The organism is Pseudomonas sp. LBUM1663, assembly GCF_059695905.1.
Genome location: NZ_CP166792.1, coordinates 4,564,324 through 4,585,415, shown reverse-complemented (window position 1 = coordinate 4,585,415; position 21,092 = coordinate 4,564,324). Strand labels below are relative to the sequence as shown.

Annotated in this window: 24 protein-coding genes and 2 pseudogenes; 10 read left to right on the top strand and 16 right to left on the bottom strand. The window is 60.7% G+C overall.

Features of this window, described 5'->3' with window-relative positions; translation table 11 throughout:
- Positions 1 to 30: 30 nt before the first annotated feature.
- Positions 31 to 801 carry a hypothetical protein gene (locus tag ACA075_RS20990; RefSeq protein ID WP_497295103.1) on the bottom strand — a complete coding sequence of 257 codons (771 nt, stop codon included), beginning with the start codon at positions 799 to 801 and terminating at the stop codon, positions 31 to 33.
- A gap of 296 nt (positions 802 to 1,097) precedes the next feature.
- Between ACA075_RS20990 and ACA075_RS20985 the strand changes: the two genes are divergently transcribed.
- The 5 genes from ACA075_RS20985 to ACA075_RS20965 all read left to right on the top strand — a co-directional run bounded on the left by ACA075_RS20985 (position 1,098) and on the right by ACA075_RS20965 (position 5,605).
- Entirely contained in the window at positions 1,098 to 1,781 is a 684-nt protein-coding gene (locus ACA075_RS20985; RefSeq protein WP_094468309.1) for a response regulator, read from the top strand.
- Positions 1,778 to 3,103: an ATP-binding protein gene (locus ACA075_RS20980; RefSeq protein WP_497295101.1), complete on the top strand. Its 1,326-nt coding sequence runs from the start codon at positions 1,778 to 1,780 to the stop codon at positions 3,101 to 3,103. Before ACA075_RS20985 ends, ACA075_RS20980 begins: the two co-directional genes overlap by 4 nt.
- A 217-nt stretch (positions 3,104 to 3,320) precedes the next feature.
- Complete coding sequence (locus ACA075_RS20975; protein WP_497295099.1) at positions 3,321 to 3,806, top strand: GNAT family N-acetyltransferase; 486 nt, start codon at positions 3,321 to 3,323, stop codon at positions 3,804 to 3,806.
- A 77-nt stretch (positions 3,807 to 3,883) separates the two neighbouring features.
- Positions 3,884 to 5,296 (top strand): aspartate aminotransferase family protein, encoded by a 1,413-nt coding sequence (locus ACA075_RS20970; protein WP_497295098.1) that lies wholly within the window; start codon positions 3,884 to 3,886, stop codon positions 5,294 to 5,296.
- An 81-nt stretch (positions 5,297 to 5,377) separates the two neighbouring features.
- Positions 5,378 to 5,605, top strand: coding sequence for an MbtH family protein (locus tag ACA075_RS20965; RefSeq protein WP_010461182.1), 228 nt, complete (start codon positions 5,378 to 5,380; stop codon positions 5,603 to 5,605).
- Between the two features lie 192 nt (positions 5,606 to 5,797).
- Here ACA075_RS20965 and ACA075_RS20960 read toward each other — a convergent pair whose 3' ends face one another.
- The 8 genes and pseudogenes from ACA075_RS20960 to ACA075_RS20925 all read right to left on the bottom strand — a co-directional run bounded on the left by ACA075_RS20960 (position 5,798) and on the right by ACA075_RS20925 (position 12,013).
- Positions 5,798 to 6,697 carry a metal ABC transporter substrate-binding protein gene (locus tag ACA075_RS20960; RefSeq protein WP_497295096.1) on the bottom strand — a complete coding sequence of 300 codons (900 nt, stop codon included), beginning with the start codon at positions 6,695 to 6,697 and terminating at the stop codon, positions 5,798 to 5,800.
- Positions 6,698 to 7,597, bottom strand: a complete 900-nt coding sequence (locus tag ACA075_RS20955) for a metal ABC transporter permease (protein WP_010461179.1) — start codon at positions 7,595 to 7,597, stop codon at positions 6,698 to 6,700.
- Positions 7,597 to 8,335: pseudogene (locus ACA075_RS20950) on the bottom strand (metal ABC transporter ATP-binding protein). Before ACA075_RS20950 ends, ACA075_RS20955 begins: the two are co-directional and overlap by 1 nt.
- A gap of 94 nt (positions 8,336 to 8,429) precedes the next feature.
- Entirely contained in the window at positions 8,430 to 9,356 is a 927-nt protein-coding gene (locus tag ACA075_RS20945) for a metal ABC transporter substrate-binding protein (protein WP_102594885.1), read from the bottom strand.
- 35 nt (positions 9,357 to 9,391) lie between these two features.
- Positions 9,392 to 9,964 carry a DUF6162 family protein gene (locus tag ACA075_RS20940; protein WP_497295093.1) on the bottom strand — a complete coding sequence of 191 codons (573 nt, stop codon included), beginning with the start codon at positions 9,962 to 9,964 and terminating at the stop codon, positions 9,392 to 9,394.
- Positions 9,961 to 10,284, bottom strand: coding sequence for a hypothetical protein (locus ACA075_RS20935; protein ID WP_109633514.1), 324 nt, complete (start codon positions 10,282 to 10,284; stop codon positions 9,961 to 9,963). The genes ACA075_RS20940 and ACA075_RS20935 overlap by 4 nt, the downstream gene beginning before the upstream one ends.
- Entirely contained in the window at positions 10,281 to 10,823 is a 543-nt protein-coding gene (locus ACA075_RS20930) for a PA2404 family protein (protein ID WP_497295091.1), read from the bottom strand. The genes ACA075_RS20935 and ACA075_RS20930 overlap by 4 nt, the downstream gene beginning before the upstream one ends.
- Positions 10,820 to 12,013 carry a PepSY-associated TM helix domain-containing protein gene (locus ACA075_RS20925; protein ID WP_497295089.1) on the bottom strand — a complete coding sequence of 398 codons (1,194 nt, stop codon included), beginning with the start codon at positions 12,011 to 12,013 and terminating at the stop codon, positions 10,820 to 10,822. The genes ACA075_RS20930 and ACA075_RS20925 overlap by 4 nt, the downstream gene beginning before the upstream one ends.
- A gap of 346 nt (positions 12,014 to 12,359) precedes the next feature.
- Here ACA075_RS20925 and ACA075_RS20920 point away from each other — a divergent pair, with 346 nt between their 5' ends.
- Entirely contained in the window at positions 12,360 to 12,482 is a 123-nt protein-coding gene (locus ACA075_RS20920; RefSeq protein WP_497299360.1) for a hypothetical protein, read from the top strand.
- Here the strand turns inward: ACA075_RS20920 and ACA075_RS20915 are convergent, their stop codons facing one another.
- Together ACA075_RS20915 and ACA075_RS20910 are read right to left on the bottom strand one after the other, a co-directional pair.
- Positions 12,483 to 13,358, bottom strand: a complete 876-nt coding sequence (locus ACA075_RS20915; protein WP_497295087.1) for an alpha/beta fold hydrolase — start codon at positions 13,356 to 13,358, stop codon at positions 12,483 to 12,485.
- 241 nt (positions 13,359 to 13,599) lie between these two features.
- Complete coding sequence (locus ACA075_RS20910) at positions 13,600 to 14,058, bottom strand: VOC family protein (RefSeq protein ID WP_497295085.1); 459 nt, start codon at positions 14,056 to 14,058, stop codon at positions 13,600 to 13,602.
- Positions 14,059 to 14,175: 117 nt separating this feature from the next.
- On the opposite strand from ACA075_RS20910, the pseudogene ACA075_RS20905 reads away from it, so the two are divergent.
- Positions 14,176 to 14,265: pseudogene (locus tag ACA075_RS20905) on the top strand (MetQ/NlpA family ABC transporter substrate-binding protein); the annotation flags it as partial.
- A 125-nt stretch (positions 14,266 to 14,390) separates the two neighbouring features.
- On the opposite strand, the gene soxR reads toward ACA075_RS20905, so the two are convergent.
- Positions 14,391 to 14,858 (bottom strand): redox-sensitive transcriptional activator SoxR, encoded by a 468-nt coding sequence (gene soxR / locus ACA075_RS20900; RefSeq protein WP_497295083.1) that lies wholly within the window; start codon positions 14,856 to 14,858, stop codon positions 14,391 to 14,393.
- A 95-nt stretch (positions 14,859 to 14,953) separates the two neighbouring features.
- Here soxR and ACA075_RS20895 point away from each other — a divergent pair, with 95 nt between their 5' ends.
- Positions 14,954 to 15,325, top strand: a complete 372-nt coding sequence (locus tag ACA075_RS20895) for an antibiotic biosynthesis monooxygenase (RefSeq protein ID WP_109633496.1) — start codon at positions 14,954 to 14,956, stop codon at positions 15,323 to 15,325.
- 4 nt (positions 15,326 to 15,329) lie between these two features.
- On the opposite strand, the gene ACA075_RS20890 is transcribed toward ACA075_RS20895, so the two are convergent.
- The 4 genes from ACA075_RS20890 to msuE all read right to left on the bottom strand — a co-directional run bounded on the left by ACA075_RS20890 (position 15,330) and on the right by msuE (position 19,574).
- Complete coding sequence (locus ACA075_RS20890) at positions 15,330 to 16,433, bottom strand: sigma-54 interaction domain-containing protein (protein WP_497295081.1); 1,104 nt, start codon at positions 16,431 to 16,433, stop codon at positions 15,330 to 15,332.
- A 24-nt stretch (positions 16,434 to 16,457) separates the two neighbouring features.
- On the bottom strand, positions 16,458 to 17,645 hold the full coding sequence (locus ACA075_RS20885) for an acyl-CoA dehydrogenase family protein (RefSeq protein WP_497295080.1): 1,188 nt from the start codon (positions 17,643 to 17,645) through the stop codon (positions 16,458 to 16,460).
- A gap of 209 nt (positions 17,646 to 17,854) precedes the next feature.
- Positions 17,855 to 19,000 (bottom strand): FMNH2-dependent alkanesulfonate monooxygenase, encoded by a 1,146-nt coding sequence (gene ssuD, locus ACA075_RS20880; RefSeq protein ID WP_497295079.1) that lies wholly within the window; start codon positions 18,998 to 19,000, stop codon positions 17,855 to 17,857.
- A 10-nt stretch (positions 19,001 to 19,010) separates the two neighbouring features.
- Positions 19,011 to 19,574, bottom strand: coding sequence for an FMN reductase (msuE, locus tag ACA075_RS20875; RefSeq protein WP_219095270.1), 564 nt, complete (start codon positions 19,572 to 19,574; stop codon positions 19,011 to 19,013).
- 398 nt (positions 19,575 to 19,972) lie between these two features.
- Between msuE and ACA075_RS20870 the strand changes: the two genes are divergently transcribed.
- Both ACA075_RS20870 and ACA075_RS20865 read left to right on the top strand, forming a co-directional pair.
- Entirely contained in the window at positions 19,973 to 20,242 is a 270-nt protein-coding gene (locus ACA075_RS20870) for a hypothetical protein (protein WP_497295078.1), read from the top strand.
- A 102-nt stretch (positions 20,243 to 20,344) separates the two neighbouring features.
- Positions 20,345 to 20,959 (top strand): LysE family translocator, encoded by a 615-nt coding sequence (locus tag ACA075_RS20865; RefSeq protein WP_077747875.1) that lies wholly within the window; start codon positions 20,345 to 20,347, stop codon positions 20,957 to 20,959.
- Positions 20,960 to 21,092 lie beyond the last annotated feature (133 nt).

Here is a 21,092-nt window from a genome sequence, read left to right as displayed (position 1 = left end):
CTGAGCTGATCAGAGGACCGCCGCTACTGTTTAAATCAGGCCTGGCCAGGATTGGTTGTCTACTGCATGCGGGCCGGATACCAGACGGTTTTGCGCGATGTTATAGATCAGGTACTGATTGCGGCTCAGAAAAACATACAAATAGTTGTCGGCAAAGGTTCGATCGTTTTGCGCCGCCGTCATAATCCGGTCTTTGTAAAGCGCCAGACCTGGCCACGTGGATTCTGTGATGGGTTCGAGTCTTATCGTTTGAGTGGGTGTCTCAACAGGGTTAAAGAGGTTGTCGTCATATTTGTCGTCTGCGTAGTCACGCTGAGGGGCGCGGGGCACTTCATCCCAGTCCAGATAAAGAGAATTGCCGTCATTCATGATGAATCGGAACAATGAGCTGCGATTGACTTGCCACCATGTCCCCGCAACGATCCGGTCAAAGTAAGGCAGCAACAGACGCCATTTGGAAGACCGGACGGCGCTTGTTTGCATGACCGAATCAGTGTCCTGGTTGTAGGCGCATACCATCGGTGTGTCGCCGTCATAATAGAATAACCACAGGATATCCAGGTCAGAGGTATCCATCGGTTTATCCAGTGTCAGCCCGGTCGTGGCAAAGCCAAATCGCAGGTTGTTGACGTGGTTATCGAATGTTCCCCAACTTCCACTTACAGGGGCAGGGTATCCGGCAGGGACTTCCTGGTCGCCGATGTTGAAGCGGGAGTAAGTGTCGGTGTCTTTGAAGAAGAAATAAATTCTGTCTTTTCCTGCGCGCCAATCGACGGCAATACAACGTTCGAGTGTTGGCATGATCTGAATCCTTTCAGTCAAGTTAAAGTTGCTTTAAATAATGGGGTCATATCTTTCGAAATGTTATTTCGAGGTTTGATTGCCGAATCAGAATATCTTGAGTAAACAGGTTCTCATCAGTCTTTTATGAGGCTGTATGTGTCTGTTTTAAATCTGCGGTTTTTATCAAACACGGCCTGGTTTAAACCAGTACGACGGCCAGTAAAAGCCTTCGCTTCTCGTCAGCGGCAGGCCTTGCCATAATTGCGGCTTAATCCTCAGCTGCTTCACTGGCTTTTTTTGCTCCGGGAGCTCCCATGCATGTACTGGTTTGCGAAGACGATGAGCTGATTGCCAGCGGCATTGTTGCCGGCCTGACCGCGCAAGGCCTGACCGTCGAGCACGTCGCCACCGCATCGGCTGCCCGGGCGATGCTCAAGGTGGCTGAGTTCGACGTCATGGTGCTCGACCTAGGCCTTCCCGATGAAGATGGCCTGAAGCTGTTGCAGCAGTTGCGCCACAGTGGCCTGGAGATTCCGGTGCTGATTCTCACGGCGCGGGATTCGGTCACCGACCGCGTCGACGGCTTGCAGGCCGGCGCCGACGATTACCTGCTCAAGCCGTTCGACCTGCGTGAACTCGCCGCGCGCCTGCACACCTTGTTGCGACGCGTGGCGGGGCGCAGCGTCAACCTGATCGAACATGGCCGTCTGACCTACGACCCGAGCAGCCGTGAAACCATGCTCGGCGGTCAGTCCGTCGACCTTTCGCGGCGTGAACAGTCGCTGTTGCAGGCCTTGTTGCATAACCGTGGCCGGGTGCTGTCCACCGAGCAACTGAAGGACAGCGTCTACGGTTTCAACGACGAGCTGGAGAGCAACGCCCTCAACGTGCATATCCATCACCTGCGGCGCAAACTCGGCAATGGCATTGTCGAGACCGTGCGCGGCCTGGGTTATCGCCTGGGGCCGGCCGATGGTGGAGAGGAATTGAAAAAGTGATGAGCCTGCGTTTGCGCCTGAGCCTGACGCTCGGCGCCGCTTTTGCGCTGATCTGGGCCCTGGCGGCGGCCTGGATGCTCAGCGACCTGCGCAACCAAATGATGTTTTCCCTCGACCAGCGGCTGGTGGCGTCGGCGCGCATGGTCGCCGGCCTGATGGAACAATTGCCCGCGTTGCCGAGCAAGGGCGAGGGCACCCATTTCAGCGCTGAACAGCTTAATATTCCTGGTGGCATGGCCTGCCAAGTCAGCTCGTTGCGCGGCGAAATCCTCGCCCGCAGTCACACCGACCCGCAACAAACCCTGGAAGCCGAGAAAATGGGCTTCCACGATCAGATGATCGACGGCGCGCCGTGGCGCAGTTTCACCCTGGCCCGCGGCGATCTGCGCATTACCACGGCGGATCGGCAGATCGAGCGTGAGGCGCTGAACATGTCGATCCTGCTGGCGGCTTCGGTGCCGGTGGGCGTGGCGTTGCTTGGCTGCCTGTGCCTGTTGTGGCTGGGGATTGGCCAGGGACTGGCGCCGCTCAACCGGATGCGCGATGCCTTGATGCGCCGCAGCGCCGATTCGCTCGAGCCCCTGCAAATCCAGCCGCTGCCCAGCGAACTGCAACCCTTGCTGGACACCCAGAATCAGCTGTTCCAGCGCATCGGCAAGACCATTGAGCGCGAACGCCGCCTGACCGGCGATGCGGCCCACGAATTACGCAGCCCGCTGACAGCGATCAAAACCCATCTGCAAGTGGCGCGCATGACCGAGGGCGCGGCGCGGGATCAGTCCCTGGCACGGGCAGAAGAGGGCGCCGACCGCATGCACCGCACGCTGGAGCAATTGCTGCTGCTGGCGCGGGTCGAGGGCAGTCTGTCGTTCGATGACGGGGTGCAATGCAACGCCGAGCAAGTGGCGAAATTGGCGATTCAGGATGCGGCCAGCGGTGATCGTCGGCGGATCAAGCTGCACATGCCGGCGAAGTTCTCCGATGCCCCGGTGCAGATGCCCGCGGTGCTGTCGATCGCCGCATTGCGCAACTTGCTGGACAACGCCCTGCGCCATACCCCGGGCGACGGATCGGTGGAACTGAGCCTGGAAACCAGCGGCAGTCGTGCGCGCTTTCTGGTCCGCGACCACGGCCCGGGCATTGCCGAAGACGATCTGCAACACCTGACCCAACGCTTCTGGCGCAACGGCCAGAGCACCGGCTGCGGATTGGGCCTGGCGATTGTCCAGGCGATTGTCCAAAGGTGCGGCTGCACCCTGCATTTCGACAGCCGGCCGGATGGGTTGCGGGTTGAACTGACGATGCCATTGCAACCGCTCTAACCAACACCGCAACTTTCCCTGCGGGAGCGAGCCTGCTCGCGATGAGGCCATAACATCCAACATCCCTGTTGACTGTTACACCGCCATCGCGAGCAGGCTCACTCCCATAGGGAGGCTGTGTTGCACATCAAATGTAACTTCTCTCCATTAGTCAGCGACTCGCCACAGCGCTATCGTCCCCGGCAGCTTTTTCTCAATGGATTGAGGTAACAGCGCCATGGATGCATCGATTCACATCTGCAAGGCAACCCCCGCTGACGCCGGCATCATCAGCCGGATCGTCGAGCGCTCCATTCGTGTCGGTTGTGCGCTCGACCACCGCAACGACCCGCGAACCGTCGCCACCTGGACCCACAACAAAACCATCGATCACGTGCAACCCTGGCTGACCGACCAACGGTTGTACCTGAACATCGCCCTGTTGCAGGACAAGCCCGTCGGTGTCGCCATGGCGGCGATCAGTGGCAAGGTCGCGTTCTGCTATGTGCAACCGGAATGGTTTCGTCGCGGTGCCGGAGAGGCGCTGGTTCACGACCTCGAAGGCTGGTTGATCGATCAGGGGCTGGCCCAGGCACGACTCAACAGCACCCGCACCAGCGAGGCTTTTTACCGTCATTTGGGTTACCGGCCCTGCGCTGAAATCTTCACCGTGGCCGGGCTCCACGCCATTCCCATGCACAAGGCACTGACACCACCTTCATAGAAAGCTGATCGAGGGTCTAAATCCTCGGCGCCCTGATGCGTTTCCAGAACAGGAAAACCTTATTGAGGGGTCGAGAGATGTCAGTCGCTACCAGCCTTATGGAAGATCAGTCGGCCCGGATCACTCCGGCGCCGGCCGAGACGCTGTATCAGTTCAACGAATCGCCGCTGCTGGCCCGTCAAAACCAGCAGGAATCGAATGCCCGCAGCTACCCGCGGCGCATTCCCCTGGCGCTTAAACGCGCCAAGGGCATTTATGTCGAAGACGTCGAAGGCCGCCGTTTCATCGACTGCCTGGCGGGTGCCGGGACATTGGCCCTGGGGCATAACCATGCGGTGGTGATCGAAGCGATCCAGCAAGTGCTGACCGATGAGTTGCCGCTGCACACCCTCGACCTGACCACGCCGGTCAAGGATCAATTCGTCCAGGACCTGTTCGGGCTGCTGCCGCCGGCTTTGGCCGCTGAAGCGAAGATCCAGTTCTGCGGCCCCACCGGCACCGACGCGGTGGAAGCCGCGCTGAAACTGGTGCGCACCGCCACCGGACGCAGCACCGTGTTGTCGTTCCAGGGCGGTTATCACGGCATGAGCCAGGGCGCGTTGAGCCTGATGGGCAGCCTGGGGCCGAAAAAGCCGCTGGGCGCCTTACTCAGCAACGGCGTGCAGTTCATGCCGTATCCCTACGACTATCGTTGCCCGTTCGGCCTCGGCGGCGCGCAAGGGGTGAAGGTCAACCTCAGCTACCTGGAAAACCTGCTCAATGATCCAGAGGCTGGCGTGCAATTGCCGGCGGCGGTGATCGTCGAAGCGGTGCAGGGCGAGGGTGGGGTGATTCCGGCCGATCTCGATTGGTTGCGCGGCCTGCGACGCATCACCGAACAGGCCGGCGTGGCGCTGATCGTCGATGAAATCCAGAGCGGTTTCGCTCGCACCGGCAAGATGTTCGCCTTCGAGCACGCCGGGATCATTCCGGACGTGGTGGTGATGTCCAAAGCCATCGGCGGGAGTCTGCCGCTCGCCGTCGTGGTTTACCGCGACTGGCTCGACACCTGGCTGCCGGGCGCCCATGCCGGGACCTTCCGCGGTAATCAGATGGCCATGGCGGCGGGTACCGCGGTGATGCGTTACCTGACCGAACACAAGGTCTGCGAGCACGCTGCCGCCATGGGCGAGCGCCTGAGCGAACACCTGCGCATCCTGCAGCGGGACTTCCCGCAACTGGGTGACATTCGCGGGCGCGGCTTGATGCTCGGCGTTGAGCTGGTCGATCCGACGGGCACGCCCGATGCATTGGGTCACCCGCCGATCTTCGGTCGCCTGGCGCCCTTGGTGCAGCGTGAATGCCTCAAGCGCGGACTGATTCTTGAGTTGGGCGGGCGTCATGGCGGCGTGGTGCGTTTCCTGCCGCCGCTGGTGATTACCGCCGCGGAAATCGATCGGGTAGCGGAGATTTTCGGCCGGGCCATGGCTGCGGCCATCATCAACCTCTAAATTTTTCGCGCCGCGCAACGTTCCTTCTACATAACGGCTGCACTCGCAGTGCAGCCCACCCTACAGCGATGGAGACACAGCATGACGTCAGTATTCGACCGCGAGGACATCCTCTTTCAGGTCGTGGTCAACCACGAAGAGCAATACTCGATCTGGCCCGACTACAAAGCCGTGCCCGCCGGCTGGCGCACCGTGGGCAAGAGCGGCCTGAAAAAGGAATGCCTGGCCTACATCGAAGAAACCTGGACCGATATGCGCCCGTTGAGCTTGCGTCAGAAGATGGACGAGCAGGCGGCAGTGGCTAATTAAGGCACGACGCAAAAAGAAGCCCGCTGGACTGGTGACAGTCAGCGGGCTTTTTCATGTCTTGTATTCGTGTCGTCTGTCAGGCCGCCTTCGCGGGCAAGCCCGCTCCCACAGGTTCAATGTACCCTTGCGACCACTACAAATCCTGTGGGAGCGGGCTTGCCCGCGATGAACGATAACACGGTCCAACTGACGTTAAGCCCCGCTCAACCCTTTGATCACCAGATCCACATTCCCTTCCAACTCAGCCACCGGATCCGCCGCGTCCACGCTCAACACCACCAACCGACTGCCTGCCTCTGCGATCACCGCTTTCACCGCATCAGACGGCTGGCGATGATGCAACACCACCGCCACATCATTGTCCTTCAGCGTCGCGCCCAAATGCTTCAGCGCTTCAGGTGTCCACTCGGCATCCGGTCGTGTATCGAGGTCGATCAGCTCCAGGTTCAGCCCGCCGATCAAGTAGCCAATGTGATCGCTCAGGCTCATCACACTGAGGTTATCGGCACTGGCCAATCGCGCTTCGCTGTCGGCACTGAGCTTGAGCAAGCGCTGCTTGAGCGCCGCCAGGTTAGCCTCGATCGCAGGCTTGGCCTCGGGTGCCAGACGCACCAGGTCGGCCGCCATCACATCCGCCATCCGCCCCATATTGTTGCTGGAAAACCACGGCTGACTGTTCAGCCCGTCGACCTTGTTGCCTGGCTGCACGGCGATGCCGGGCAGGGCGCCGTCCACGGGGCGGGCCGCGTCGATTTCAATGATGCGGATGTTGCTGCGACGAGCGTTCGGGTACAGCGGATCGTCCGCCCACAGTGAGCGCAGACCAATCACCGCATCGGCGTCGGTCGCCAGTTTGGCCAGCGCCGGAGCGCCACGACCAGTGAAGTACGCCGTCTGGCGGCTGCTCGGCAGGTTCGCCGGCGCGGCACGTTCAAGGGTGACGTCGGTGCCCTTGAGCAGGACTTCGCCCAGGCCGTAAGTGATCGGCAAGGACGCCAGCACGCGCAGGGGTTTTGGGTCCGCCGCAAAGCTTGTGTTGACCAGCCCGTACAGGGCGACGGCCAGGGTCAGTTGACGCAGAGAAAAAGACATTTATCCGATATTCCCTTTCAGGCTTGGGACAACGCCACGGGCGATGGCGGCGAGGGCGAAGGCGATACCGGCGACCAGAATGATCGCGGCACCGGACGGAATAGGCAGGTCGAAGACGATCGGCGCGAGGATCCCGCACAGCGTGCTGACCGTGGCGATCAGCACCGAGCACCAGAAGAAGCCCTTCAGCGACTGGCTGAGCAAGCGTGCCGCCGCGGCCGGAATCACCAGCAGCGCCCCGACCAGAATCGCGCCGATGACTTTCACTGCAGCCACGGTGATCAGGGTCACCAGAATCACAAACAGATAATCCAGGGTCTTCACTGCCACACCGCGAACCGCCGCCAGTTGCGGGTTGAAACTGGCGAGCATGATGCGGTTGTACAGCGGCAAGGCCAGCGCCATGACCAGTGAGCCGACGATGGCCAGCACCAGCAGATCGTTACCGTTGACCGTCAGCACCGACCCGAACAGCACGTTTTCGAGGATGTGCACGTTGATCTTGCCCGCCAGAATCAGCAGCAGGCTCGCGCCCAGGGCCAACGACACCGAGAGAAACACGCCGATCAATGTATCCGGCGCCAGCCCCGTGCGGTTGCGCAGGTAGTTGAGCAGGATGCCGAACAGCAGGCAGTAACCGAACAGGCTGCCGTAAGGCCCGGTGTAAGGTTCGCCGAGCAGGATGCCGACGGCCACGCCGGTCAATGCCGCGTGACCCACCGCTTCGGAGAAAAACGCGAAGCGCTTGACCACCACCAGCGTGCCCAGACCGCCCAGCACCGGGCCGATCAGCAAACCGGCGAGGAGCGCGTTGACCACAAACCCATAAGCCAGCGCTTCAGGCAGATAACCCGAAGACGCCCAACCCTGGACCATCAAACGAAAGGCTTCATAACTCATCAGACAGCGCTCCGTGGATGGGTCGAGAACAGGGTCAGCAGGCGTTCCGGGGTCAGCGCCTGTTTCGGCGTGGCATCGAACAGCACCCGGCGATTGAGTCCGGTCACACGGTCGGCCAGACGCCCGACGGCTTCCAGATCGTGCTCGATCCACAACACGGTAATGCCGCTCTGGCGCCAGTCGCCGAGCAGCCGTTCGAACACCTGGATACCGGCCTCATCAAGGGCCGACATCGGCTCGTCGAGCACCAGCAACTGCGGCGCCGGAATCAAGCCCTGAGCGAGCAACACGCGCTGACGCTCGCCACCAGACAACGCGCCCATGCGCCGCTTGCGCTTGTCCTGCATGCCGACCCGTTCCAGCGCTTCACCAATTGCGGCCGCGTAATGCTGGCTCAAACCGAGGAACGCCGGGCGGCGCTGACACATCGCGGCCATGAAATCGTCGACGGTCATGGGCAGGCCGCGGTCGAATTCCAGCGCCTGAGGCACATAACCGATGGTCCCGGGAGTGCCCGGCCATTGCAGGCTCAAACGGCCCTGATGCGGCATCTGCCCGAGCAGGGTCTTGATCAACGAACTCTTGCCGCCACCGTTCGGGCCCACCAGCGCATGTATGCTGCCGGGCTGGACCTGGAAGGTCACGTTGTCGAGGATCGTTGTGCGCCCAAGGGTCAAACTGACCTGCGCAAAATCCAGCATCGGCCCCGAACCCTGTAGGAGTGAGCCTGCTCGCGATTGTGGTGTGTCATTTAACGGTGATGTTGGCTGACTGGACGCCTTCGCGAGCAAGCCCGCTCCCACAGGGGATGCACTGATGGTTTCTTTAACCGTCATTTCCCCGACTCCTGAATCGCCCGAACCACGGTGTTGAGGTTGCCGGTCATTTCCTTCTCGTACTTGTCGGCGGTGTATTCACCATAGGAAATGTGCGACAGCGGGTACAGCTTGACCCCGGATTCACGCTGGATGGTGTCGACATAGGAGGACGGGAAATCCATCTCCGAAAAGATCACCTTCACGTCCAGTTCCCGCAGTTGATCGATGGTCTTTTTCAGCTGGCTCGGGCTCGGCTCGATGCCGTGGGCCGGTTCGACCACGGCGGTCACTTCCAGGCCGAATTCGCGCAGCAGGTAGTCATAAGCCGCATGCACCGTGGCCACTCGCAGTTCGGCGTTCGGCGCCTGGGTCAGTTTCGCCAGGGCGTCAGCGCGCATCTGCCGCAAGCGCTTGCCGTAGGCGCGGGCGTTCTGGGTGTAGGTCTTGGCATTGGCCGGGTCGAGCTTGCCCAGTTCCCGGGCGATGTTGTTGACCTGGGCAATGGAGGCGCTGATCGACAGGAACGTGTGCGGGTTCACCACCTTGCCGGCCCCGCGGGCGGCGGTGCCGGTGGCGGCCAGCAGCGGCACGTTTTCGTTGGCTTCGATCACCGGGACGTTCGGCGTTTCGCTGGCGGCGATCATGCGGTCGGCGAAGTCGTCATGACCGACGCCATTGAGCACGACCACGTCGAGCCCGCTAATGCGCTTGATGTCTTCGGCGCGGGGCTCGTAGGCATGCGGGTTGAAGCCGGCCGGAATCAGCGGCACCACCTCAGCCTTGTCACCGACGATATTGGCCACGTAGCTGTAATAAGGGTGCAGGGTGATGCCGATGCGCAGGCGCTTGGCGTCCTCGGCGCTGGCCAGTGGCGTCAGCAACAAGGCGAGCAGGCCGACCAGCAGTGGGCGCAGGAATGAGCGTTGAGATGAAATAGGCATGGGAAAGCGGTCTTCTCTCGGGTAAAGGCGAGGGTTCAGTGCCGGTGCTGGCGGGTCACGCCAGCATCGAATTGCGCGACGATCTGCTGCCAGCCGGCGCTTTCCAACGCGGCGTCAGTGAGATCGGTCGGGGCCGCGAGGGCTTTGCCGCGGTTGAGCCAGACGTCAGGTGCATCGTCGTCCGCGGTCAAACGCATCAGAAATGAACCGGCCACGGCAGGCGTCTGGCTCTGACCGAAGTAAGCCTTGGCGTCGAGCAACTGCCAGGCATGGCCGCCCCGAGTGACGGAACTGGCGTCCTGGGCAAACGGTGCAAAACCTTCATCGGCAAGCGTTGCGGGAGTCGGCAGCGCTTGCTGTTCCTGACGCAGCAGATGAATCTCGTCCAGCGTCACCCGCAGGTCGGCATAGATGCCTTGCTCGGACGCACTCAGATCGCGACGGGCATCCAACTGATGGCTGCCTACGCTGCTGACTTCCTGAGACTCATGGCGCCAGGCGACCACCGAACCGGCCACCGCCAGGATCATCAGGCACAACAGCAACACATACAGGGTTTCATGGCCGGCACCGGCGGGGCGCACGACGTGCGTGGTAGGCGTACTCATGGGGCTTCGATGTCCGCTTGGTCGATCTCGACGACGTGGCCGGGGCCGGCGTCGAACAGCACGTAGAACTCGGCGCCGGGCTTCTTGAAGGTCAGGGTCGAATCGGCACCGAGCTTGCCCGGCACCAGGATGGTTTCGTCGTAGCCGATCACGTCCAGCGTCACGCCCGGCGCACCGCTGCCGTCGGAGAAACCACCGGTGCATTTGATTTGTTCGGCGTCGATGGCTTTGCATTCGCACATCGGGTTGTGGGCCAGGGCGCTGGCGCTGAAACCGGCGCAGAGCACCAGCAAAGCCGCGTTTAAAGAACGTAGCGTCATGGTTTGCCTCCTTGTTTGTTCAGCCACGCGAGGGTGGCGGGGGATGCCTGGCTCAGGGGGATCGACGCTTGGTGCATCGCGCCGTCCCAGCCTTCCATGGTGATCCACAGTTCGGCGTCGGCTTTGGTCTTGTCGGGGATCGGCAGCATCGCGCCCATGCGGTACGGCGTGCCGAAGAAAATCACCCCGGCGGCGCGCAGGCTGCGGGGTTTGCCGATGCGCAGGTACGTCGCCTTGACCTGATCGCGGCAGCTGTCGCACAGCGCCGCGTTGAAGCTCTTCATGTGGCCGGCCGGGCCATCGAGGGTCGGTGCTTCGTTGCGCAACTCGGCGAGGCGCAGGCTCCAGGGCCCGACCTGTACTTCACCGATTTCCCGCTCACCCAAGCCGGTGTCGCCGCGAAACAGCGCAGCGTCGGCAAAGTATTTGGGCATGAATCCCAGCGGCACCAGCAACAGCAGAATGTTGATGTGGAAGCGCCATTTGTGCCAGAAGCGGCTCAGTTTCGAGGCTGGTTTTTCAGCGGCGAACAGGCTCATTGGCTGACCTCCGTGGTTTCGCGGTGATCGACAGCGGCGGTGCGCGGACGTTTGTCCTTGCGCTTGAGGGCGTTGGCCGTGGCCAGGGCGGTGCGCTTGGTCCAGATCAGCAGGCCGCTGAGCACCATCATGCTCAGGATCAAACCGAAGAAAAACCAGATCAGCTTGATCCAGATGCCGCCGAAATCACCGGTGTGCAGCGGCCGCATGGATTCGGTCACCAGTTCCAGGCCGGAACGGTCCGACAGCAGGCGTGTGGCGGCGATATCGCCGGTGTATGGGTTGATCTCGGCAGTCTGGAACATCAACGGATACCAACTGCGACCGCCCACCGTGAGGTAGCTGTAGGCATTGGCGGGCATGCTGACGAAGCTGTCTTCCAGACCGGGAATGCGTTCCTTGGCCTGGGCAATCGCGGCTTCCAGGCTGATCATCGGCGCTGGCGAGCCATCGGTGCTCACCGGCTCGCTCTCGCGCGGAACAACCAAGGCCACCGGCGCGGTGGAGATCGACACCTGGTTATCGAACATGAACGCTTGAATGAGGAACCAGGTGCTGGTGATGGAAATCACCGCGATGAACCAGATCGACCAGATGCCGCTGAGGCGGTGAAAGTCGCCCCAGAAAATCCGCGCGCCATGACGAATGCGCAGCGTCGGCCGGAAGAAGCCTTTCCAGAAACGCTTGTACACCACCAGCCCGGTCACCAGAGACGCCAGCAAAGGCAGGCTCAAAAACGACACCAGATACCAGCCCCAGCTGTATCCGTTGGTGAACGGCACCAGCCACCAGCCATGCAACGCACGGGTGAAGGCCTGGAAATTGAATTGTGGGGCGGTGCCCTGAATCACGCCGCTGTACGGGTTGACGTAAACCTTCACCGAGCGCCCGTCGGGGTAGCTGACATCGACATCGAGCGCGAAGTGCGACTCGTCGGGCCGGCTGATGCCCTCGACCAGGGTGTTCGGTTCCGCCTTCTTGATGGCGGCGATAATCTGGTCATAACTGAGCAGCGGTGCGTCGTCCGTGGGTTGACTGGCGCGCATCTGCGGGTTGGCCAGCCAGACGATTTCCTGACTGACCACCGCCAGCGTGCCGGTGACACAGACAATCAGCACGAAAAACCAGATCGGCAAGGCCAGCCAGCTATGGACCAGAAACCAGAGTTTGGAGCGGGATTTCTTCGACATGATTAAAGGTCTTGTATCGATGGGAGGGCCTCTGCTGCGGGCTTCCCAGCGATGAGGTCCATGAAAGGCCGGCCCGTGGCTTTTGCCTACGCGGACTGACTGCATCTCTATAGGACGGATGAGGAACGGAAATCCCGAACGGCGATGTGAAAGTAAATGTTTCGCGTTCCAGTCACCACACAGGCTCACTCCTACAAGGGGATTTGCATTCACTTGAGGTAGCGGGGGAACCGATCCAACACGAACCATGGTTCACGGGATCACTGTCCGGCCATTGATGGCGATGGCCGACTCCCTAAGATGGAGCCCGGACGCCTTTCACCCGCGAGCCTGAGCGAGCACCTCCATGACTCCAGCAAGAACCCTCTACGACAAACACATCGATTCCCACACGGTGTGTCGCCTCGATGATCAGGGCCACGTCCTGTTGTATATCGCCGCGATGCCGGACCCCGGTGGTGCGCCGTGATCAGCGCAGGAAACCCAGCGCTTCGGCGAGCAGCAATCCGGGAGCCTCTTCGGCTATGTAATGGCCGGCGGGCAGGGCCTTGCCACGCACGTCGGTGGCCACGTGTTGCCATTCCTCGAGCGGCTCGAAACAGCGCCCGACCGTGCCTTCGGCGCCCCACAGCACCAGCAAGGGCAGGTGCAGAGAATGACCGGCCTTGATGTCGGCGCGATCATGTTCCAGGTCGATGCCGGCGCTGGCGCGGTAGTCCTCGCAGATGCCGCGCGCGGTGCCCGGCAGTGTCAGGCAGCGCAGGTATTCGCCGAAGGCCTCGGGGGTGAATGGTTTGAGTCCGGCGCTGCGACTGCCCATCACGCTGCGCAGATAGGCTTCGGGGTCGGCTTCGATCAGGGTTTCCGGCAACGGCGCGGGACGGATCAGGAAAAACCAGTGCCAGTAGGCGCGGGCAAAGGCTTCGTTGGTTTGCGCGTACATCGACAGGGTGGGGGCGATGTCCAGCAGCACCATGCGTTGCACGGTGTCGGAATGATCCAGTGCCAGGCGATGGGCCACGCGGGCGCCACGGTCATGGGCGAGCACCGAGAACTGTTCGAAGCCCAGGGCTTTCATCAGCTCGACGCTGTCCTTGGCCATTTGTCGTTTGGAGTAATTTGTGTGGTGGTCGTTGGCCGGCGGTTTGCCGCTGTCACCGTAACCGCGCAAGTCGGCGGCGATTACGGTGAAGTGCTCGGCCAGTTGCTCGGCGACCTTGTGCCAGATGACGTGGGTCTGCGGGTGACCGTGCAGCAACAGCAGGCCTGGCCCGCTGCCGCCGATGCGGTAGGCAATGTCCACTCCGTTGACGTGGCGCTGGTCTTTCAGGAATCCGGCGAACATGGGGCGAGTCCTTGTTGTAGTTGCCTGCATCCTGAAAGTGTTGCGCGCCGGGGGCAAGGCGCAAAGTGTGGTGCGCTTGTTCATGAAGTGTGTTCGGGGGATGTGTGGTGTCAGGGATGCGCCCTTCGCGGGCAAGCCTCGCTCCCACAGGGTTTTGTGTTGTTTCTGGCATTTGTGAACGACACAAAACCCTGTGGGAGCGGGCTTGCCCGCGAAGAGGCACGCTCAGACACCGAAGGATTCAACCCTGCTGAAACATCTCCCTGGCCCGCTGCTCAATCTGCTCCTGCGTCAAATCCTCCTTGCGCGTCGCCAGAAACCAAAGATGCCCATAGGGATCTTTCAACGTCCCCGAACGGTCGCCATAAAACTGATCCTTGACCTCGGACACCACCGTGCCACCCGCCGCAATCGCCTGTTTATAGGACTTGTCCACATCGGTCACATACAAATGCAGCCCCACGGACGGCGATTTGTCGGGATTGCTCAATGGCCCCTGATCGCACGGCGTGCCGAGCATGATCGGGCAATCGCCAATCCTTAGCTCGGCATGTCCAATCCCGCCATCCGGCATGGACAGGCGCATGACTTCGGTGGCGCCAAAGGCCTTCTTGTAGAACTCGATCGCTTCGGCCGCTTTCTGAATGCCCAGATAAGGCGTGATGCTGTGATAACCCTCTGGAATGGGTTTGACGCTCATGACGGTTCTCCCTTGTTGTTGTGAATTGAAGGTGTTCCTTCGCCGATTTCCGGTCGGATAACTATAGGTCAGCGCCTTTTGCTCAACCGAGTGCCCGACGAGCAGCAGCGTCACTGTTTGCAGAAACTGGCCAAGGCGTTGAGCTTGGATGAGGTTCGGCAGTTCATCCTGACCCGCTACAAAGGGAAAATTGCGCCGGGGTTCTAAGCTTCGGTTGACCGTGAGGACGCCATCGCGGGCAAGCCACGCTCCCACAGAGTTTGTGTCGTTTATAAAAATTGAGAACGACACAAAACCTGTGGGAGCGTGGCTTGCCCGCGAAGGCTACGCCGCTATTTCGGATCAGCCCCAGATTCCAACAGCTGCGCCCCCGGACCCTGTTCCCCCAGCACATCGCCAGAATTACGCAACGGACACGCCTCCATCGACAAACACCCACAGCCGATACAGCCATTGAGCTTGTCCCGCAGCAAGGTCAATTGACTGATCCGCTCATCCAGATCCCGGCTCCACTGCGCCGACATCACCTTCCAGTCCGCCGCCGTCGGCGCTCGGTTATCCGGCAAGGCTTTCAGTGCCTCGCCAATCTCCGCCAACGGAATCCCCAGCCGCTGCGCGACTTTGATCAACGCCACCCGCCTCAGCACCTCCCGCGGATAACGCCGCTGGTTGCCCTGGTTGCGGTTGCTTTTGATCAAACCCTTGGACTCGTAAAAGTGCAGCGCCGTGACCGCCAAGCCGCTGCGCGCGGCCAATTGGCCGACGGTGAGTTCCTTGTTTAGATGTTCCGAGCTGATCATTTAAAAAATGCCTCTTGACCTCTAGTTAACTAGAGGTTTTACCCTGCAGGCCTTCGGATCGCAAGGTCCGGCTTACACGTCAGTGGGGACTCTTCATGCAAGCGCCAGAGAAAAATCGCAGCTTCACCCAGTTGATCGAATTCGAGATCGAACCCCATCAGCAACCTGCGTTGGTGTCGGCCTTGTCAAAGCAGACCGAGCGCCTGGCCCAAGGCTACAGCGGGTTTTTGAGTGCGAGCATCCAGGCCAGCGACGACGGCCGGCGGGTGCTCAATTACTTGCAATGGCAAACTCGCGAGGCGGGGGAAGCCGCGTTTCAGAGCTTTGAAAGCGGCGAGCAGGATTTCTGGCAGCTGATTCGCGCGCATCAGGCGAAAACCGTGACCTTCGGCTCGTTCCAGGTGCTGCACAGTCTGGAACGTAGCCACGACGACGCGTTGCACTGCAATCTGGTGCATTTGAGGTAAGTGCTTAGATCGACAGTTGCATCAGGCGCTCGCCTTGCACGTTTTCCGTGGGTCGGCGCTTGTTCACCGCCAGTTCGCCGATCTTGATCAGTCGTGTTCGCGTGACGTTGCGGCTCAAGCCCAGCAGGGCAGCGGTGTGCACCTGGTTGTAATGGCTGAAGCGATACGCCGCGCGCAACAAGGCGTCTTCGACTTTCTCGTGGAGCGCACCGGCCTGTTCCTCGAAGAGTTTTTGAAAGGCCCGGTCGAGCAAGGCTTCCGGTGAATCATCGACGTTGGCGTGGTAATCGTCCTGACGCTCGATGCGCATGTTCGACAGGCGCAGGTCATCGCGTTCAATCACGCCGTTGCGGCAGATCAGCAGGGTGTGGTGAATCACGTTTTCCAGTTCGCGGATGTTGCCCGGCCAGCTGTAGCTGCGCAGTTTCAGTTCAGCCTCTTTGCTGATGGTGATGGTGCCGTAACCGAGGCGCTGGCTGTAGGCTTCGACGAAATGTCGGGTCAGCGGCAGGATGTCGCCGGGACGGTCGCGCAACGGGCTCAGCTCCAGACTGACCACGTCGAGGCGATAGTACAAATCCTCGCGGAAATGCCCGGCGTTGATGGCTTTCTCCAGCTGCACGTTGGTCGCGGCCAGCACTCGCACGTCGATGGGAATGCTCTTGCGCGAACCGAGGCGCACCACTTCGCGCTCCTGCAAAACGCGCAGCAACTTGACCTGAATCGCCATCGGCAGATCGCCGATTTCGTCGAGGAACAAGGTGCCGCCATTGGCCTCTTCGAACCAGCCGGCCTTGGCGCTCAAGGCGCCGGTAAACGCGCCTTTTTCGTGGCCGAACAACTCGGCCTCGACCAGGGACTCGGAGAACGCACCGCAGTTCACTGCCACGAACGGCCGGTTGCGCCGGGCACTCAGGTTGTGGATATGCCGCGCCACCAACTCCTTGCCGGTGCCGGTTTCGCCGATGATCAGCACGCTGGCTTCACTCGGTGCGACTTGTTGAATGTGCGCGAGCAAGGCCTGGGATTTCGGGTCTTCGAACACCTGCGCGGTGGCGCGGATCGACGTGGCCAGGGCGGGCGAGGGCGGTAGGGTCAGAAGTTGCATCAGGCAGGCTCCCTGAATAGAAGGCTATGAATAGAAAGTCGGGATCGGCAGGGACTGGTTCAACGCCCAGTCGCCCAGTTCATGGAGTTTGTAATCCACCGGGTCGTGCAGAGTCTGCGTGCGCAGGTTGCGCCAGTGACGGTCCAGTCGCAGCGAGGCATGGGTCGAACGCGCGCCGGTGACTTCGAACAGTCGGCTACAGATGTCCAGGCCATTGCGTGTGGCGGCGACTTTCGCCGTTGCGATGGCGGTGGCGAGGTGTCCGCGTTCTTCGGCGCTGAGGTTCGGGCCTCTAGCCCAAGCCTTGTCGAGCAACTCGGCGGCGCGTTCCACCAGCAACCGGACACCTTCGAGGGCGACCCAGAATTCACCGTAATGGCCGAGCACATAGGGGTCCTGACGCACATCCTGCGCACTGGATTTGTGCCACGGCCGGGTTTCAGTGAGCGTGTATTGCCGCGCTTCTTCGAAAGCCCCCTCGGCAATGCCGAGGAACATGTGCGTGAAGGTCAGTTGCGCAATCAATGGCCGCAGGCAGGCGAACGGTGTGCTCAGCGGACCGGGATTGAGCAGCAGTTCCGATTCCTCGACCCGCACCCGTTCGAACGTCGCGCTGCCGCTGTCGGTCTGGCGCTGGCCCATGTTGTTCCAGTCGTTGTGCAGGGTGATGCCGCTGCGGCCGCTGGGAATCGCGGCGATCAACAGTTTGCCGCCGGCGCTTTCATCAACGGCCGAGGCGATCAGCATTTCCGAGTCGCTGGCGCCGGAGCAGAAACTTTTCTTGCCGGAAAACTCGCGCCAGCCACCGAGGTTTTTCACCACGGTGCGGGTGTCCAGCGGGTTGAGGGCATTGCCCCAGAACCAGTTCTTGCGCGCGGTTTGTTCGAACCACGGTTGCCACTGCTCAGGCCTGGCGAACAGGCGGACGGTGGCGAGCATCAAGTGATGGAAACCGAAGACATGCGCGATCGAACTGTCGACCTTGGCGAACTCGCGCACGATGCCCAGGGTGTCACTCCAGCTGGCGCCGAGGCCGCCGTACTGCACGGGAATGCTTAACGCGAGCAGCCCACTGCGGCGCAACGCGTCACGTTCTACCTTGGGCGTACCGCCACGCTCGTCGCGCTCGACGGCAGTCAGGGCAAAACCGGCGGCCAACTGGCGGGCGGTCTGCAAGGGAGACAACAGGGCGCTTTGCGGCTTGGCAGTCACACGGGGTTCCTCATAGGACTCATCTCAAGTTTCCTGGGGGACTGGGGCTTTTGTGGCGAGGGAGCTTGCTCCCGCTCGGCTGCGAAGCAGTCGTAAATTGGCTTGCACGGTCTTTCAGAGATCCGCGCTTACCGGTAAGGGACTGCTTCGCAGTCCAGCGGGAGCAAGCTCCCTCGCCAGAAGTTTCTTGATCCACAGGAGAACGGTTTTCAAGCCGTGGCTTTGGTGGGCAGTACATCATTGGCGATCATTTCGCCAAACGGCCCGGTGAGGTTGGTGACACCGCGCCCCGCGAGGCTCGCATACGGCTCGGGCAATAGCGGGAACACCAGCTCGGCAAAGCGATAAGCCTCTTCGAGGTGCGGGTAGCCGGAGAAGATGAAACTCTCGATGCCCAGATCCGCGTACTCCTTGATCCGCGCCGCCACTTGCTGCGGGTCACCGACCAGTGCCGTCCCGGCACCGCCGCGCACCAGGCCGACACCGGCCCACAGGTTGGGGAAAATTTCCAGGTTGTCGCGGCGTCCGTCATGCAACGCGGCCATGCGCCGCTGACCTTCGGAGTCGAAACGCGAGAACGACTTCTGCGCCGCGGCGATGGTCTCGTCGCTGATGTGCTCGATCAGTTTGTCCGCTGCTTTCCAGGCTTCTTCGGCCGTCTCGCGGACAATCACATGCAAGCGAATCCCGAACTTCACCGTGCGCCCGTTTCGCGCTGCACGCTCACGCACATCGGCGAGTTTTTCCGCGACGGCAGCCGGTGGTTCGCCCCAGGTCAGGTAGACATCCACCTGCTCGGCGGCGAGTTCATGGGCAGCTTCGGAGGAACCGCCGAAGTACAGCGGCGGATACGGTTTCTGCACCGGCGGATACAGCGCCTTGGCGTTCTGCACTTGCAGATGTTTGCCTTCGAAATCCACCGACTCGCCTTGCAGCACTCGGCGCCAGATCTTCAGGAATTCGTCGGTGACTTCGTAGCGCTCGCTGTGATCGAGGAAGATGCCATCACCGCGGTTTTCATCCGGATCACCACCGGTCACCACGTTAATCAGCAAGCGGCCATTGGACAGTCGATCCAGCGTGGCGGCCATGCGTGCCGAAACCGTGGGCGAGATAATCCCGGGACGGATTGCCACCAGGTAACGCAGGCGTTCAGTCAGTGGCACCAGCGCCGAGGCAATCACCCACGAATCTTCGCAGGAGCGCCCGGTAGGGATCAGTACGCCGTGGTAGCCGAGGCTGTCAGCGGCTTGCGCCACTTGTTTCAAATAGTTGAGGGTCACCGGGCGGGCGCCCTGAGTGGTGCCCAGGTAGTGGCCGTCGCCGTGGGTCGGCAGGAACCAGAAAACATCCATGAAGCAATCCTTAAGCGATTTTCAGCAGATTTTTGGGGTGCACGCCAAACAGCGGCGCGGCGCGTTCTGCAGCAAGACGAATGCGGGCCTTCAAGGGCTCACTGGTTATTTGGTAATTGGCGAAATCGGCTTCGGTGGCGTAGACGCCAATCGGCAAGGTGAGGGCCTGGAAGAAACTGAACAGCGGCCGCAGCTGATGATCGAGCACCAGCGCATGCCGTTCGCTGCCACCGGTGGCGGCCAGCAACACTGGCGTGTCGATCAGCGCGTTGAGGTCGATCAGGTCGAACAGGTGCTTGAGCAGGCCAGGGTAGGAACCGCGATAAACCGGCGCGGCGACGATCAGCAGGTCGGCGTTCTCGATCGCTTGCAGCTCGGCTTCGATCTCGGCACTCAATTCCTGGCGGGACAACGCCGCGCCCAGTGGCCGGGCGATGTCGCCCAGTTCGATCAGCTTGCTCTCGATCGGCAATTGTTCGGCCAACTCGGCCAATAGCGCCTGGGTCAGCACCAGCGTGCGAGACGGACGCCAGGTACCGCCGGAGAGGGCAACGACTTTCAATGGACGCGACATGATCAGTTCCTTTTTAAACAGTTGCTCAGCGAGCAGTGGGAAGTCACTGACTTGAGCAAGAGCTGTACCAATCCTTGCAGGCCCCGTTTTACGGGGCTTGCAGCGTATCGATCAGTGGGCGCTGTGCGATTTCGAGGGCTGTTTGTTGAATGACTGTTGCCTGGCAAACAGTTGCGTGGGCAACAGTGCGTGAGGCGATGGAGTTGTTATAAGGGTTGTCTGTTATTCCGTAAAAGACATTAAATTAATATTTATAGATCTTTTAGAAATATGCGAAGGCTGGCTGAACGGCATTAGTCAAATTCGATAGCCACTATCGAGAGCGTTGATTTCTGCCCGTCGAAGGGCGCGAGTAGCCTGTGTTCATTGCCCCGAACCCAGATGCCAGGACGCCACAGATGAAACCTCTAATCGCCACTTTCTTGCTGCTTGCGGTCTCCGTTCTCGCCGGATGTGCCAGCCATGTTTCGCCCGAATTGCGGCCCTACACCGCTGAAGAAAGTCGGGAACTGGCGTTGGAAGCCTTGAATCGTCGTGGTTTGTCCTTCGAGGAATACCATGCGAAAAAAGCCGAATTGCTCGGCCAGCCGCAAAAATCGTTCAGTTTCGACAAACAAGGCGAGATGAACGCCGAACGTGCTGTACAGCTTCACGGTCGTCCAAGCTGATCTAAAACTGTACCGTTCGAAGTTTCACGTAACTGTCCATGGGTTTCCCCCGGGGCTTGCGATAGGGTCAATACCTGACTGACCCTGATTGGACTGCCGCTCATGACGCTCTCGCTCGATCTGCTGCTGGGCTTCGCCCTGTTTGCCCTCGTCACCTCGATTACCCCGGGCCCCAACAACACCATGTTGCTGGCATCGGGCGTGAACTTCGGCTTTCACCGCACCATTCCGCACATGCTGGGCATTACTTGCGGCTTCTTTGTGCTCGTCCTCGCGGTCGGTTTCGGCCTCGGTGCCGTGTTTCAAACCTATCCTTTGCTCTATACGGTTTTGCGCTATGTGGGCGCGGCGTACTTGCTGTACCTGGCGTGGAAAATCGCCCATTCCGGTCCGGTCTCCGAGAGTGAAAAGGGCGACAGCAAACCCATCAGCTATCTCGGCGCGGCGGCGTTTCAGTGGGTCAATCCCAAGGCGTGGATCATGGCCATCGGTGCCATCAGCACCTACACGCCGATGCAGGGCTATTTCACCAATGTGATCGTGATTGCTGCGGTCTTTGCCTTGATCAACCTGCCGAGCGTCGGCGTCTGGGCCGGTTGCGGCACATTGTTGCGCAATGTGTTGAAGGATCGTCGCTGGTTGCGGCTGTTCAACTGGGGCATGGCCTTGCTGTTAGTGGCTTCGCTGTATCCGTTGTTGCTCGAGAGCTTTAGCTGACACATCGCTTCAACCGGTTGGCCGATGCCTGTTAAGCTCGACTTCAGGAGCGTTCCTACGCACTTTTAAATGAAGTTGTTCTTCTTTAACGGCCTCCGATCAGGTATTTCTAACGCTCTGAACGGTCGGCGCA

Excerpts from the sequence above, each read along its gene's own strand:
- ACA075_RS20990 (WP_497295103.1), bottom strand. The coding sequence starts at position 801 with ATGCCAACACTCGAACGTTGTATTGCCGTCGATTGGCGCGCAGGAAAA.
- ACA075_RS20985 (WP_094468309.1), top strand. The coding sequence starts at position 1,098 with ATGCATGTACTGGTTTGCGAAGACGATGAGCTGATTGCCAGCGGCATT.
- ACA075_RS20975 (WP_497295099.1), top strand. The coding sequence starts at position 3,321 with ATGGATGCATCGATTCACATCTGCAAGGCAACCCCCGCTGACGCCGGC.
- ACA075_RS20970 (WP_497295098.1), top strand. The coding sequence starts at position 3,884 with ATGTCAGTCGCTACCAGCCTTATGGAAGATCAGTCGGCCCGGATCACT.
- ACA075_RS20965 (WP_010461182.1), top strand. The coding sequence starts at position 5,378 with ATGACGTCAGTATTCGACCGCGAGGACATCCTCTTTCAGGTCGTGGTC.
- ACA075_RS20960 (WP_497295096.1), bottom strand. The coding sequence starts at position 6,697 with ATGTCTTTTTCTCTGCGTCAACTGACCCTGGCCGTCGCCCTGTACGGG.
- ACA075_RS20955 (WP_010461179.1), bottom strand. The coding sequence starts at position 7,597 with ATGAGTTATGAAGCCTTTCGTTTGATGGTCCAGGGTTGGGCGTCTTCG.
- ACA075_RS20945 (WP_102594885.1), bottom strand. The coding sequence starts at position 9,356 with ATGCCTATTTCATCTCAACGCTCATTCCTGCGCCCACTGCTGGTCGGC.
- ACA075_RS20940 (WP_497295093.1), bottom strand. The coding sequence starts at position 9,964 with ATGAGTACGCCTACCACGCACGTCGTGCGCCCCGCCGGTGCCGGCCAT.
- ACA075_RS20935 (WP_109633514.1), bottom strand. The coding sequence starts at position 10,284 with ATGACGCTACGTTCTTTAAACGCGGCTTTGCTGGTGCTCTGCGCCGGT.
- ACA075_RS20930 (WP_497295091.1), bottom strand. The coding sequence starts at position 10,823 with ATGAGCCTGTTCGCCGCTGAAAAACCAGCCTCGAAACTGAGCCGCTTC.
- ACA075_RS20925 (WP_497295089.1), bottom strand. The coding sequence starts at position 12,013 with ATGTCGAAGAAATCCCGCTCCAAACTCTGGTTTCTGGTCCATAGCTGG.
- ACA075_RS20920 (WP_497299360.1), top strand. The coding sequence starts at position 12,360 with ATGACTCCAGCAAGAACCCTCTACGACAAACACATCGATTCCCACACG.
- ACA075_RS20915 (WP_497295087.1), bottom strand. The coding sequence starts at position 13,358 with ATGTTCGCCGGATTCCTGAAAGACCAGCGCCACGTCAACGGAGTGGAC.
- ACA075_RS20910 (WP_497295085.1), bottom strand. The coding sequence starts at position 14,058 with ATGAGCGTCAAACCCATTCCAGAGGGTTATCACAGCATCACGCCTTAT.
- soxR (WP_497295083.1), bottom strand. The coding sequence starts at position 14,858 with ATGATCAGCTCGGAACATCTAAACAAGGAACTCACCGTCGGCCAATTG.
- ACA075_RS20895 (WP_109633496.1), top strand. The coding sequence starts at position 14,954 with ATGCAAGCGCCAGAGAAAAATCGCAGCTTCACCCAGTTGATCGAATTC.
- ACA075_RS20890 (WP_497295081.1), bottom strand. The coding sequence starts at position 16,433 with ATGCAACTTCTGACCCTACCGCCCTCGCCCGCCCTGGCCACGTCGATC.
- ssuD (WP_497295079.1), bottom strand. The coding sequence starts at position 19,000 with ATGGATGTTTTCTGGTTCCTGCCGACCCACGGCGACGGCCACTACCTG.
- msuE (WP_219095270.1), bottom strand. The coding sequence starts at position 19,574 with ATGTCGCGTCCATTGAAAGTCGTTGCCCTCTCCGGCGGTACCTGGCGT.
- ACA075_RS20870 (WP_497295078.1), top strand. The coding sequence starts at position 19,973 with ATGAAACCTCTAATCGCCACTTTCTTGCTGCTTGCGGTCTCCGTTCTC.
- ACA075_RS20865 (WP_077747875.1), top strand. The coding sequence starts at position 20,345 with ATGACGCTCTCGCTCGATCTGCTGCTGGGCTTCGCCCTGTTTGCCCTC.